The organism is Anaerotruncus sp., from assembly GCF_057433415.1.
Genome location: NZ_DBMDHH010000026.1, coordinates 26,327 through 39,668 on the forward strand (window position 1 = coordinate 26,327; position 13,342 = coordinate 39,668).

The 13,342-nt window shown below is 63.5% G+C and carries 9 protein-coding genes; 5 read left to right on the plus strand and 4 right to left on the minus strand.

Annotated features, from left to right (window positions below; translation table 11 throughout):
* Positions 1-415: 415 nt before the first annotated feature.
* From ACZO3G_RS08760 to mtaB, 4 genes are all read right to left on the minus strand, one after another.
* Positions 416-1,123 carry a TVP38/TMEM64 family protein gene (locus ACZO3G_RS08760; protein WP_288234626.1) on the minus strand — a complete coding sequence of 236 codons (708 nt, stop codon included), beginning with the start codon at positions 1,121-1,123 and terminating at the stop codon, positions 416-418.
* Positions 1,124-1,949: 826 nt separating this feature from the next.
* The gene (locus ACZO3G_RS08765; RefSeq protein ID WP_276874185.1) at positions 1,950-5,660 is read right to left on the minus strand and encodes a phosphoribosylformylglycinamidine synthase; all 3,711 of its coding nucleotides are present in this window, start codon (positions 5,658-5,660) and stop codon (positions 1,950-1,952) included.
* A 19-nt stretch (positions 5,661-5,679) separates the two neighbouring features.
* Entirely contained in the window at positions 5,680-6,249 is a 570-nt protein-coding gene (locus ACZO3G_RS08770) for a hypothetical protein (RefSeq protein WP_101548860.1), read from the minus strand.
* Positions 6,246-7,577: a tRNA (N(6)-L-threonylcarbamoyladenosine(37)-C(2))-methylthiotransferase MtaB gene (gene mtaB, locus ACZO3G_RS08775; RefSeq protein ID WP_276874190.1), complete on the minus strand. Its 1,332-nt coding sequence runs from the start codon at positions 7,575-7,577 to the stop codon at positions 6,246-6,248. Before mtaB ends, ACZO3G_RS08770 begins: the two co-directional genes overlap by 4 nt.
* 203 nt (positions 7,578-7,780) lie before the next feature.
* Here mtaB and ACZO3G_RS08780 point away from each other — a divergent pair, with 203 nt between their 5' ends.
* The 5 genes from ACZO3G_RS08780 to ACZO3G_RS08800 all read left to right on the plus strand — a co-directional run bounded on the left by ACZO3G_RS08780 (position 7,781) and on the right by ACZO3G_RS08800 (position 13,078).
* Positions 7,781-8,014, plus strand: a complete 234-nt coding sequence (locus ACZO3G_RS08780) for an HPr family phosphocarrier protein (protein WP_101548864.1) — start codon at positions 7,781-7,783, stop codon at positions 8,012-8,014.
* A 988-nt stretch (positions 8,015-9,002) separates the two neighbouring features.
* Entirely contained in the window at positions 9,003-10,178 is a 1,176-nt protein-coding gene (locus ACZO3G_RS08785) for a D-alanyl-D-alanine carboxypeptidase family protein (RefSeq protein ID WP_101548866.1), read from the plus strand.
* Positions 10,179-10,343: 165 nt separating this feature from the next.
* Positions 10,344-11,681: a glucose-6-phosphate isomerase gene (locus tag ACZO3G_RS08790; RefSeq protein ID WP_276874461.1), complete on the plus strand. Its 1,338-nt coding sequence runs from the start codon at positions 10,344-10,346 to the stop codon at positions 11,679-11,681.
* Between the two features lie 44 nt (positions 11,682-11,725).
* A complete protein-coding gene (locus ACZO3G_RS08795; RefSeq protein ID WP_101548870.1) occupies positions 11,726-12,136 on the plus strand; it encodes an apurinic/apyrimidinic endonuclease family protein in 411 nt (136 codons plus the stop codon).
* Between the two features lie 153 nt (positions 12,137-12,289).
* Complete coding sequence (locus ACZO3G_RS08800) at positions 12,290-13,078, plus strand: hypothetical protein (RefSeq protein WP_101548872.1); 789 nt, start codon at positions 12,290-12,292, stop codon at positions 13,076-13,078.
* Positions 13,079-13,342 lie beyond the last annotated feature (264 nt).

Sequence of the window (13,342 nt, forward strand, 5' to 3'; positions counted from 1 at the left end):
TTCTTGGGCGCGCAAGAAGTCGGCCCGCCTGCCGGGGCGGGACCCGGCAATCCATGCCGCCGAAGGCGGCTCCCCTAAAGCGTCCCGAAGGGATGCGATAAAAGCCCTCTTAGCTTCTGGGCGGGCTAAACATCCTCATCAGACATGAGGTGAATTCCCTGCCGGATGCCGTCGCGATAGGCTTTCTCGCTCTCCAGTTCGGATAAGAGGTTTAGGTCGTCCGATGATGCGCAGAAGCAGTTTTCGGCTTGGCTTGTCAAGTGCCTGTCGAAGCAACTGCTCGTTACAGGACAGGCGGCATTTAATGCGGTTGCGATCCAAAGCTGTCACCTCCAACAGGATTGTAACAGAAATATGAGTTCCCGTTAGGGGAAAATCGACCTATTTAAAAGGCCCGCCATCGGCGGGCCTTTTGCTATTTCTGTTTTCGATCTCTTAGCTTTTGCAAGATTTTGGGGCTGAAGATCATGCCGCAGACGCCGATCGCGGCGGCGATGCAAAATATGACGGTGGATTTCCGGTAATCACCCTCGATGAGGGTGCCGCTCGCGAAGGTGTCGCATAAAATCATCGGGGCGCGCGCGGCCATTGAAATCAGGATGAAGCGTTTGAAGTCGAGCGGGGTGAGGGCGGCGAGATAGGTGAAGACGTCCTTGGGCATCGCGGGGATGAGGTAGAGGATAAAGACGATCTTCCCCAGCTTGCCGGCGTCCCGCAGGAAGGAGAGCTTCTCCTGCTTTTCCCTGGGGAACATCCGGTCGACGACGGGCTGGCCGTACCGCTTGACGGCGAGGAAGACAATCGTACTGCCGATGAAAATCCCGGCCAGGCAGACGAACAGGCCGCCGAACGCCCCGTAGGTGAGTCCCGCCGCGATCTGGATGGGCAGTGCGGGGATGACGCCCGAGACCACCTGCACCGTCTGGATCCCGATGAGCGCCAGAACGCCGAGCATGCCGAAGGATTGCAGCTTCTCCTGAAAGCGGGCCATGTTCTCCGGCTCCATAAGGCCCTTGATCACCGGGTAGTACCGCCAGGTCAGATAGAGGAGCGCACCCACGACGGCCACGGCGGCGACCGCCGTGAGCCGCCACTTCCAGCGGCCCTTTTTCTGCTCGGCCATCGCGGTTCGCATCCTTTCTTCTGGTTTTGCCTCGCCGCTCCCACAAGGAAGCGGAAAACTGCGCGGCGCGCCGCCCGGGGAAGGTCGTATCTCCCCGGACGCACCGGTAAGAGCATTCCGGGGGCTCGCCGGCAGAGGCGTCGAGGCGCACGTCAGTTGCGGCCCCTGACCGCAACTGCCCCCGCGTTTGGACAAGCCAAAGCGCGTGCTGCGGCACTTGTCGTTGGGAGTATGCCTCCCCGTGCGCACGCCCGGTACGGCTCCTGGGGCTCTCGGGCAGAGGCGTTGCGCCTGCGGCGCGGCGGCTGATGGGTTGCTGTAGACTGGTCCTTCGATCCGTGGTGCGGGGCCGCGACCTTTAAGGCCGCAGGCCGTCGCGGCCTGGGGGTCAAGGATTTGGCCGTAGGCCAACCTTATAGAGAATCCGGCCCGCAGGGCCGGGTCCGCGTAGCGGACTCAAGCCGGGGGCGCGGGGCGGAGCGCCCGCGACTGCGGTCCGCAGACCGCGTTTCGGAGGCCAACCGCCGAAGGCGGCTCTTAGGCGGAGATCGGCCGTCGCGCATAGCGCGCTCCGGGCGCAGCCCAGGCAGGCCGCTTCAAGCCCCCTGCGGTTTCTTTTCCCCATTTCTTGTCCGTACAAGAAATGGGGCCGCCCGCCGGGGCGGGACCCGGCAGGCTCCGCCGCTCCCCGAGCGGCAAACCTAAGAAGGCCCCCTGTCGGCGGGTAGCCGACAAGCCCTCCGGCCCTCGGGCGGAAAACCTAAGAAGCGCCGCCGGTCGACTACCGGCAAGCCCCGCCGCTCCCCGAGCGGCAAGCAACAGAAAATCAGCGGAAGTATCTTACCGCATTGCCGAAGAGGTCTTGGAAGCAGTTGCCGCCGACATTCTTATAGAGCCCGTCGACATACCGCTCGGTGTGCCCCATCTTTCCGAAGACGCGGCCGTCGGGGGAGGTGATGCCCTCGATGGCGCAGTAGGAGTTGTTGGGATTGAAGCGGATATCCCCGGTCGGATTGCCGTCGAGGTCGACGTACTGGGTGGCGATCTGGCCGTTTTCGGCGAGCCGGTCGATGAGCGCCTGCGGCGCGACGAACCGTCCTTCGCCGTGGGAGATTGCGATCGTGTGGATGTCGCCCGGCTTCATGTCGGCGAGCCAGGGGGACTTGTTGGAGGCGACGCGGGTGCGCACCAGCATGCTCTGGTGGCGGCCGACCGAGTTATAGGTCAGGGTCGCGCAGCTTTCATCCATGTCGCGGATTTCGCCGTAGGGGACGAGCCCGAGCTTGACGAGCGCCTGGAAGCCGTTGCAGATGCCCAGCATGAGGCCGTCGCGGTTTTTGAGGAGCTCGTGGACCGCGTCGCGGATGCGCGGGTTGCGCAGGAAGGAGATGATGAACTTGGCCGAGCCGTCCGGCTCGTCGCCGCCCGAGAAGCCGCCCGGCAGCGCGATGATCTGCGACCGCGCGATTGTGTCCGCGAAGGCCGCGACGCTTTCGGCGATGTCGGCGGCGGAGAGGTTGCGCACGACGAAGACCTCCGCGTCGGCGCCGGCGCGCTCAAAGGCACGTGCGGTGTCGTACTCGCAGTTGGTGCCGGGGAAGACGGGGATGAGCACCCGCGGGCGGGCGGTTTTTACCGACGCGGTAAGTTTGCCCCTCGATTCATAGTTGTATGCGGGCACGGGGCCGTCGCTGCTCGGAGAGAGATAGGGGAATACTTTTTGTAATTTATCCTCCCAGCTATCCTGAATGTCATCGAGCGGGATGAGGTCGAAGCCGTAGCGGATGGCATAGGCGGGGGAGACGGAACCGATGCAGGGCAGGCCGGCGATCGGCTCGGACGCCTCGATAAGGAATCCGCCGTAGAGCGGCTCGAAGAGGGCCGCGTCGTCGAAGGTGGCGGAGAAGTCGAAGCCGAGCCCGTTGCCGAAGCACATCTTGGTGACGCCCTCGCAGACGCCGCCGTACCCGATTGCCCAGACGGAGACCGCCTCCTTTTCGGCGACCAGCCGCTCCACCTCGTCGAAGACCGCCTTGACGCTCTCAAATTTGGGGAGCTGGTTCTCGTCGTAGGCGGGCGCGATCAGGTAGACCTTGTGGCCCGCCTCCTTGAACTCGGGGGAGATGATGTTCCCGGTTTTGGCCACCGAGACGGCGAAGGAGACGAGGGTGGGCGGCACGTCGATCTCCTCAAAGGTGCCGGACATCGAGTCCTTGCCGCCGATCGAGCCGATGCCGAGGCCGAGCTGGGCCTCGAGCGCGCCGAGCAGGGCGGCCATCGGCTTGCCCCAGCGCCTGGGGTCGTTCTTGGTGCGCTCGAAGTACTCCTGGAAGGTGAGCCAGCATTTGTGATAACTGCCGCCCGCGGCGACCACCTTGGCGACCGATTCGACCACCGCGCAGACCGCGCCGTGGTAGGGGCTGGCGGCCGAGCGGTCGGGGTTGAAGCCCCAGCCCATCAGCGAGGCGGTCGTCGTCTCGCCGTGCAGGACGGGGATTTTCGCGGCCATCGCCTGCGCGGGGGTGAGCTGGCGCACGCCGCCGAAGGGCAGCAGCACGGTGCCTGCGCCGATCGTCGAGTCGAACCGCTCGACCAGCCCCTTCTGGGAGCAGACGTTGAGGTTTTCCATCATCGCGGTCCACTTTTCCTTCATCGGGGCGGTGGAACGCAGCCGCTCGAACTCGCGCGGGGCGGTGATCTCCACGTCGGTGTATTTGACCGCGCCGTTGGAGTTGAGGAACGCGCGGGAGAGGTCGACGATCCGCCGCCCGTTCCACTCCATCACGAGACGGGGTTCGGCGGTCACCTCGGCGACGACGGTGGCCTCGAGGTTTTCCGCGTGGGCGCGGCCGATGAATTGATCCACGTTTTCCGGCGCGACGACGACGGCCATGCGCTCCTGCGATTCGGAGATCGCCAGCTCGGTGCCGTCGAGGCCGTCGTACTTCTTGGGGACCGCGTCGAGGTTGATGCGCAGGCCGTCGGCCAATTCGCCGATCGCCACCGACACGCCGCCCGCGCCGAAGTCGTTGCAGCGGCGGATCATGCGGGTCACCTCCCCGTCGCGGAAGAGGCGCTGGAGCTTGCGCTCGATGGGCGGGTTGCCCTTCTGCACCTCCGCGCCGCAGCTCTCGAGCGAGGAGAGGGTGTGGCTCTTGGAGGAGCCGGTCGCGCCGCCGCAGCCGTCCCGGCCGGTGCGTCCGCCGAGCAGGATGACGATGTCGCCCGGATCGGGACAGTCGCGCACCACGTGGTCGGCGGGCGTCGCGCCCACCACGGCGCCGATCTCCATCCGCTTGGCCGCGTAGCCGGGGTGGTAGACCTCCGCCACATGCCCGGTCGCGAGCCCGATCTGGTTGCCGTAGGAGGAGTAGCCCGCCGCGGCCGTCGTCGTGATCTTGCGCTGGGGGAGCTTGCCCTTCATCGTCTCGGAGAGGGGAACCGTCGGGTCGGCCGCGCCCGTCACGCGCATCGCCTGATAGACGTAGCTGCGTCCCGAGAGCGGGTCGCGGATCGCGCCGCCCAGACAGGTGGCCGCGCCGCCGAACGGTTCGATCTCGGTGGGGTGGTTGTGCGTCTCGTTTTTAAACATGAGCAGCCAGTCCTGCTCCTCGCCGTCCACATCCACCTTGATTTTCACCGAGCAGGCGTTGATCTCCTCGCTCTCGTCGAGGTCGGGGAGCTTCCCCTCCGCCTTGAGCGCCTTCGCGCCGATCACCGCGAGGTCCATCAGCGTCATCGGCTTCTCTTTCCCGGCATAGAGCTTGTCCCGCAGGGCGAGGTATTTTTCAAAGCTCTTTTTGATGTAGGGGGTCTCGACCTTCACGTTTTTCAGGTTGGTGAGGAAGGTCGTGTGGCGGCAGTGGTCCGACCAGTAGGTGTCGATCATGCGGATCTCGGTGATGGTCGGGTCGCGGCGCTCGGTGTTTTTAAAGTAGTCCTGGCAGAAGGCGATGTCGTCGGTGTCCATCGCGAGCCCGTAGCGGGAGACGAAGTCCGCCAGCCCCGCCGCGTGGAGCGCGGTGAAGCCGTCGAGCGTTTCCACCGTCGTGGGGATGTCGTATTTGACATCGAGCGTTTCGGGCAGCTCGAGCGACGCGAGGCGGCTTTCCACCGGGTTGACAAGATAGTTTTTGACCGCGTCGAGCGCGTCCGCCGGGATGTCACCCGAGAGGATGTACACCCGCGCGGAACGCACGATCGGCTGTTCCTTGGAGGTGGCGAGGGAGATGCACTGGGCGCAGGAATCGGCGCGCTGGTCGAACTGGCCGGGCAGGTACTCGACCGCGAAGACCTCTTCGCCCGGCGCGGCGGGGGGGAGCTCGTCGTAGGTCACGTCGACCTGCGGCTCGGAAAAGATCGTGCCGCGCGCGGCGTCGAAGTCGGCCCGGTCGATCCCTTCAACGTCGTAGCGGTTGAGGATGCGCACGCCCTTGACGCAGTCGAGCATCAGCACGGTGCGCAGGTCGCTGAGGACTCCGGCCGCCTCCACGGCAAACTCCGGTTTTTTCTCCACGTAGATTCGGTAAACGCTCATTGGTGCTCCTCCAGATCGTTTATTTTGTAATACGGCGGTATTCAATGGGGGAAGGCACGCCCACCAGGACGCGGCCCGCCTTCTCCAGAATCTCTGTGACAAGCAGGACCTCGGGGCCGATCCACTCCTCCAGCGTGAGGGTGGTGTCGGCGGAAAGCCGGCTGACGCACCGGCCGTAAAAAACGCCCCGCTCATCCTCCTGATAGACAAGGGGAGTGAACGTCTCCGAACGGGAAAGCCCGCGGTAGTCAAAGCGCAGGGCGGGGTTGCCGTTGACAAGCTCCGCGCGGGGAAGGTCCTTCGGCAGGTCGTAGGAGTCGAGTTTGACGCGCCCGGGCGCGTCGGAGGAGAAGAAAAACAGGTGCGGCATCGCGTTGGTCCGGCCGTCCCGGGTGTAATAGCTCTCCTCCAGCACGAAAAAGCCGCCGGGGTCCGCGGGCAGGTGGTCGACCCTGCCGTTGACGTTGCGGCTGACGTGCCGCGCAGCGGGGTGGGTGACCTTCCCGGCCGCCTGCTGGGCGGCGATCTGCGCGGAGTTGTCGAAGTCCCCGGTGAGGCAGCTTTCAAAGCGTTTGAGGGTATCGTTCATAGGGCGCCTTCTTTCTGATTGACAGCGGTGGGTGGTTGGGACGGGAGCTCCCCTTCGCACCAGTCCCCGTGCGCGGAAACGATCCGCACCTCCCGGATGCTCCCGGCGAGCGGCTCGTCCGCGCGCACCCGCACGGGGGTGTAGTTGGGGGTGTAGCCCTCCTGCATCCCGTCCGCGGTCCGGCTCTCGAAGAGGACGGGCTGCCTGCTCCCCACCTGCGCGGCGAGGAAGGCGGCGCGGGTGCGCAGGGTGGTCTCGATCATCCGGGCCGAGCGGGCCTCCTTGACGGCGCGGGGCACCTGACCGGGCATGTCCGCGGCGCGGGTGCCGGGCCGGCGGGAGTAGGCGAAGACGTGCGCCTTGGCGAGCGCGATCTCCTCCGCGAAGGCGAGCGACTGCGCGAACTCCGCCTCGTCCTCGCCGGGGAAGCCGACCATGATGTCGGTCGTGACGGCACAGTTGTCGAAATGCCGCCGCAGGCTCCCGGCGATGCGGGCATATTCGACGGCGTCGTAATGGCGGTTCATGCGTTTGAGGGTCGCGTCGCAGCCGCTCTGGAGGGAGAGATGGAACTGGGGGCAGAGCTTCGGCTGGCGGGACATCCGCTCGATATCTCCGTCGGTGAGCAGCTCGGGCTCGAGGGAGCCCAGCCGCACCCGCTCGATCCCCTCGACCGAGCAGGCGAGCTCGACCGCGTCGATCAGCCGCAGGCCGAGGTCCTTTCCGTAGCAGGAGAGGTTGATGCCCACGAGCACCGCCTCCCGGTAGCCCGCCTTCGCGAGCCCCTCGAGCTCGGCGCGCAGCTCGTCCGGCTTTTTGGAGCGGACCGGCCCGCGCGCGGTGGGGATGATGCAGTAGGCGCAGTAGCGCTCGCACCCGTCCTCGATCTTGACGAACGCGCGGGTGCGTTCGGAAAACTGCTCGGCGCGCATCGGCTCGAAGGACTCCCCCCGCTCGTGCGGGCGGATGTCGACAATCCGCTCCCCGGTGACGCGGGCCCGCTCCACGAGCGCGGTGAGCCGTTCCCGGCCGCGCGCGCCGGTGACGACGTCCGCCTCGGGCAGACGGTCGGCGGCGTCGGGGAAGGCCTGGGGGTAGCAGCCGGTCAGCGCGACGACCGCGTCCGGGTTCTGCGACTTCAGATGGCGCAGCATCCGGCGGGTCTTCTGGTCGCCCGTCGCGGTGACGGTGCAGGAGTTGATCACATAGACGTCGGCAGGCTCCGTATGGGGGACGATCTCATAGCCAGCGGCGGAAAAAAGCTGCTCGAGAATCTGCGCTTCATATTGGTTCACTTTGCAGCCAAGGGTGTAAAAAGCGGCTTTCATTTATACACTCCGTCCAAAACAGGAATAATTTTCATGTGCAAGTTGCACAGTATCCAAAGGCGTTTTTTCCAATGATACACATATTATAATGAATTTTCGGAACAATTACAATTAGCAGTTGACTTAAAGAAACCCCGCTGATATAGTGAGAATGTAGTAAAAACATAAATTAGTAATATGTCAAGAAGAAGGAGGACATCGACATGAAATCTGTAGTCATCAAACTTGACACCATCAATGACGTGAAAAACTTCGTGAATACCGTTTCGAAATATGATTTCGACGTGGACCTTGTGTCCGGACGCTATGCCGTCGACGCGAAATCCATCATGGGAATCTTTTCCCTCGATCTCGCCAAGCCGATCAAGATGGAGATCTACGCCGACAACTGCCCGGAGTTTTTGAAGGAAGTCAAGGGCTTCATTGTGGAAGCATAGGACTGCGAATGCAAAAGGCGCACCCTTTGGGGTGCGCCTTTTTTTGTTGGCTTGCCGTCCCCTGCGGAGCCTTGGAGCTGCCGCGCTGCGCACGGCGGGGTAGACGGGAATTGCCGCTTTACAAGCGGCAAGAATGACTTGCGCGTTCCGCCGCGCGCCACGGGTTCCTTTTCGGACGGACGAAAAGGAACGAAAAGTCCGCCTAAGAACCCTCCACCTTGGGCGGCCTGCCCGGGCTGCGCCCGGAGCGCGCTACGCGCGACGGCCGCTCGCAGGCGCTCCGCCCCGCGACCCCGGCTTGAGTCCGCTGCGCGGACCCGACCCCATGGGCCGGAACTCTAAGCGGGATCTCCGGGAGTACCTTGCCATAACCCGCAGACTACCGTCACTCCCCACGGGTACACCAGCTGAAGGCTCAATTCGGGTTGCGGGCGCACCCAACGACTGAGGCCGGAAGGCTCGCCGGGGACGCACGGCGGAAAACAACGCCCGTTCCGGGCGTTCGCGCACTCTGCGCGCGTGCGCGGCGTAGCCGCGCAGTTTTCCGCCTCCCCGTGGGACATGCGAGCGAAATTAAAGCGGCCGTGCCTCCCCCAAGCGCACTCCCGGTACGGTTCCGGAGACTCGTCGGCAGAGGCATTGCGCCCGCGGCGCGGCGGCTGGCTGGTTGCTATAGGCTCGTTCGCTGATCCGTGGCAGGGCGCCGCCGATTTTGGCCGAAGGCCAACCGGAGGCGGCGCGGGGGTCGCAGGGGCGCAGCCCCTCGTGCCCTTCTTTGGTTCCTTTCTTGGGCAAGCAAGAAAGGAACTCGCTGTCGGTCGACTACCGACAAACTGCGCCGCTCGATGAGCGGATAATCTAAGCCTGCCGTTGGCCGGCCACCGACAACCTCCGCCGCTCACCGAGCGGCAAATCTAAGCCCCTCCGCAAATAAAACCCGGCGGCGCCGCATACACATGTACTAATTTGACAGGAGAGGTGTGCGGATATGAAGAAAAGGCTCGCGGCGGTTCTACTGAGCGTTTTGATATGCGTCCCGCTGTCGGCGGGGGTCTATGCGGAGGATTTACCGGACATGACCGCGCTTGAGACGGCGGCGCCGGTGGACAATTCCCTGCCGGCGAAATCGGCGATCCTGATCGAGCAGGAGAGCGGGCGGGTGCTCTTTGAGAAGAACGCGGATGAGGTGCTGCCTCCCGCGTCGATCACCAAGGTGATGACGCTGCTGCTCGTCATGGAGGCGCTCGACGAGGGGCGCATCTCAATCGACGACATGGTGACCTGCTCGGAACACGCCGAATCGATGGGCGGAAGCCAGATCTGGTTCAAGGCAGGGGAACAGATGACGGTCGACGACCTTTTGAAGGCGACCGCGATTTCGAGCGCCAACGACGCGTCGGTGGCGCTGGCGGAGATGATCGCGGGCAGCGAGGAGGCGTTCGTCGGCCTGATGAACGAGCGCGCCCAGCAGCTTGAGATGACCAATACCCACTTCGTCAACGCGACCGGGCTGGACGCGGAGGGGCATGTGACGACGGCGCGCGATATCGCGACGATGAGCCGGGAGCTGCTCAGGCATCCAAAGATCACCGAGTATTCGAGCGTGTGGATGTCGGAGCTGCGGGACGGCCAGACCCAGCTGGTCAACACGAACAAGCTCGTGCGGTTCTATGACGGTTGCACCGGGCTGAAAACGGGCACGACGAACGGCGCGGGCAGCTGCCTGTCGGCGAGCGCGACCCGCAAGGGGATGTCGCTCGTCGCGGTGACGCTCGGGAGCCCGACCTCGGCGGAGCGGTTCTCCGCCGCACGGGGACTGCTCGATTACGGTTTCGCCAACTACACCCGCGTCGAGCTGCCGCCGCTCGAGGGGCTGGACGCGGTGCCCGTGCGCCACGGCGTGGCGCAGGAGGTCTCGGTGCTGTCCGAAACGCCGGGCGCGGTGATCGTCAAGGCCTCCGACAAGGATGCGATCGAACAGCAGGCAGAGCTGCTCGAGGATGTGGAGGCCCCGGTCGAGGCGGGGCAGATGCTCGGGAAGGTGACGGTCCGGGTGGGGGAGAGCGTCCTCTGCGAATACAACCTCGTCGCGGCGGAGGGCGTGGAACGGATGACCTTCGGCAACGCGCTCAAGGAACTGCTCTGCCGGCTGGTCGCAATGTAACGGCGTTTGACCGCCCGCGGCCGACATGGATTATTTTTGGAATTTTCATAAACCCGGCTTGAAATGGACCGTCAAATAGGGTACAATATGTGTAACAAAGAAGGATTCTGCACGACGTCGAATTGTGCGATTTGTACAATATCCAAGCGGAAAGGAAGACCTGAGATGGCAATGAAGTTGAACACCAGGTATCTCAAAAGTTTTGTGAATGAACATGAGCTCAAAGCGATCGAACCGCAGGTGCTGGCCGCGCACCGGACTTTGACGGAAAAATCCGGTTTGGGCAACGATTACCTCGGCTGGACCACCCTGCCGAAGGATTACGACCGGGAGGAGTTCTCCCGCATCAAGGCGGCGGCTGGAAAGATCCAGTCGGATACCGATCTGCTGCTCGTCATCGGCATCGGCGGCTCCTACCTCGGCGCGCGCGCCGCGCTCGAGCTGCTGCGCTCTCCCTATTACAACAACCTGAAAAAGGATACCCCCGACATTTACTTCGTCGGCAACAGCATCAGCCCCGATTATCTCAACACGGTGCTGGCTCTCTGCGAGGGCAGGCGCGTGTCGGTCAACATCATCTCCAAGTCCGGCACCACCACCGAGCCCGCGCTCGCGTTCCGGGTCTTCCGCGAGCTGCTTGAGCAGCGGTACGGAAAGGAGGAGGCCAGAGGCCGCATCTACGCCACCACCGACAAGGCGCGCGGCACCCTCAAGGAGCTCTCCGACCGCGAGGGCTACGAGACCTTCGTCATCCCCGACGACGTGGGCGGGCGCTATTCGGTGCTGACCGCCGTGGGCCTGCTGCCGATGGCGGTCGCGGGCATCGATATCGACGCGGTGATGGGCGGCGCGGCCGCCGCGATGGACGATCTGGCCATCGGCGACCTGTGCAAAAACGACTGCTACAAGTACGCGGCCTACCGCAACATCCTCTATCGCAAGGGCAAGCAGATCGAACTTCTCGTCAGCTACGAGCCGGCGTTCACGATGATGAACGAGTGGTTCAAGCAGCTCTTCGGCGAGAGCGAGGGCAAGGACCAGAAGGGGCTCTTCCCGGCGTCGGTCGTCTTTTCCACCGACCTGCATTCGATGGGACAGTTTATCCAGGAAGGCAGCCGCTGCATGTTTGAAACGGTCGTGGACATCCAAAACTCCACAAAGGACTTCTTTGTCAAGGACGACCCGGAAAACCTCGACGGACTCAACTTCCTTTCCAACCAGAACATGTCGGTCGTCAACCACAAGGCGATGCAGGGGACCATCCTCGCGCACACCGAGGGCGGCGTGCCGAACATGGTGCTTGAGGTCCCCGAAATCAACGAGCATGAGTTCGGCTACATGGTCTATTTCTTCGAGAAGGCGTGCGCCATCAGCGGATACCTGCTGGCGGTGAACCCCTTCAACCAGCCGGGCGTCGAGAGCTACAAGAAAAACATGTTCGCGCTGCTCGGCAAGCCGGGCTATGAGGATCAGCGCGCGGAGCTCGAGGCGAAGCTGGGCTAACAGGACGTTTGGAAACCAAATTTCATATATTGGAGGAATTTCACATGATAAAGCTTATCGTAGGAAACAAAGGCTCCGGAAAAACCAAGCGGCTCATCGGCATGGTCAACGAAGCGGTGACGACTTCCAAGGGCAATGTGGTCTGCGTGGAAAAGGGCAATACCCTGACCTTTGACATCAGCCACCAGGCGCGCCTCATCGACATCGACGACTACGCCGTCAGCGGCTTCGACGCGTTCTATGGATTCTTCTGCGGCCTCTTCGCGGGCAACTACGACATCACGGAAGTGTTTGTCGACGCGACCTTCAAGGTCGGCGGCAAGGACTTTCAGGCGTTCGCCGTCATGGTCGATAAACTCGTAAAGCTGCTGGATCAGAATGGCGCCACGATGACCTTTACCGTCTCCTGCGACAAGACCGATCTGCCCGAGCGCATCCACCAATATATCATCTGATTCCGGCTCAGCCGGCGCCTTGCGGGAAGGAGGCAGCCGCATTCCTTCCCCGGCTCCCACATTTATCATGCGTACCAAACGGCCGCCTTTTTGGGCGGCCGTTTGTCACAGGAAGCCTGAAAACCATGTCTGAACGGAAAGGATGGCGGAGAGATGAAGAAATGTTTGGCATTGCTGCTCTGTACGGTTCTGGTGCTTTCCCTCGGGGGATTCACCGCCAAGGAGACGGCTGCCGTGGGAAACCCGGCGAAAATCTACCGGGAGGCGCTGGATAAAAGCCTTCAGGGAGACGCCGTGCAGGTCAACACGGCAATCGACACCGCCATGAAGGCGGGCGGCCTCACGATCAGCCTGCGCACCAACGCGACGATCCAGATGAAGGGGGAAGGGGACAGGACGCAGTTTTCGATCGTCATCTCGACGGCGCTGCCCGACGGAGAGGAGAAGCTTGGCTTCTATTATAAGGGCGGATACCTCTATTTGGACGGCGGCCCCGGCGCCAAGTTGAAAGTGCGCGCGCCGATGGAGGCGGCGGGCATGATCGTCAATGAATTCTGCACGCCGACGGCTCCCACCGATGCGCTGAAGAACGCGACCGTCAAGCAGGTGGACGGAAACACCGTGATCACCTATAAGGTCGGCGCGACCGAATTGCAGGCCGCGGCGGGCGACGTGCTGGCGGCGCTCCGGGATGCGCTGCGCGAGGAGGGCCTTACCAATGTCAAGCCCCTGGCGATCACCGGGAGCGTGACGATCGATAAGGACGGCAGGATCGCCGCCGACAGGGCCCAGGTCAAATTCTCAGCGGTGGTCGAGGGCCAGACCGCCGTCTGCACCTCGACGATGACCTCCACATACCCCGCGGTGGGCGAGGACTTTGCCGTGCAGTTCCCGGCGGACCTCGCCAGCTACCAGGAGATGAGCGATCTCCCGGCAGCATAAATCAGGATATGAAAGCGGCCGCCCGCAGGGCGGCCGCTTTTTGGGTTTGCTGCGCTGCGCCCGGCGGGGCTTTCACGTGCCCCTCCGGGGCGCTTTAGATGTGCAGCCTTTGGCGGCAGAAATTGCCGGGACCCGCCCCGGCGGCGGTTTTGGATTTGCCGCGCTGCGCCCGGCGGGGCTTTAGATGCGCTCCTCGCCTGCGGCGAGCGCCGCAGAGCGGCGACGCGCATTCAAAGAGGGCCACAGGCCCCCTTTGGATTCCCC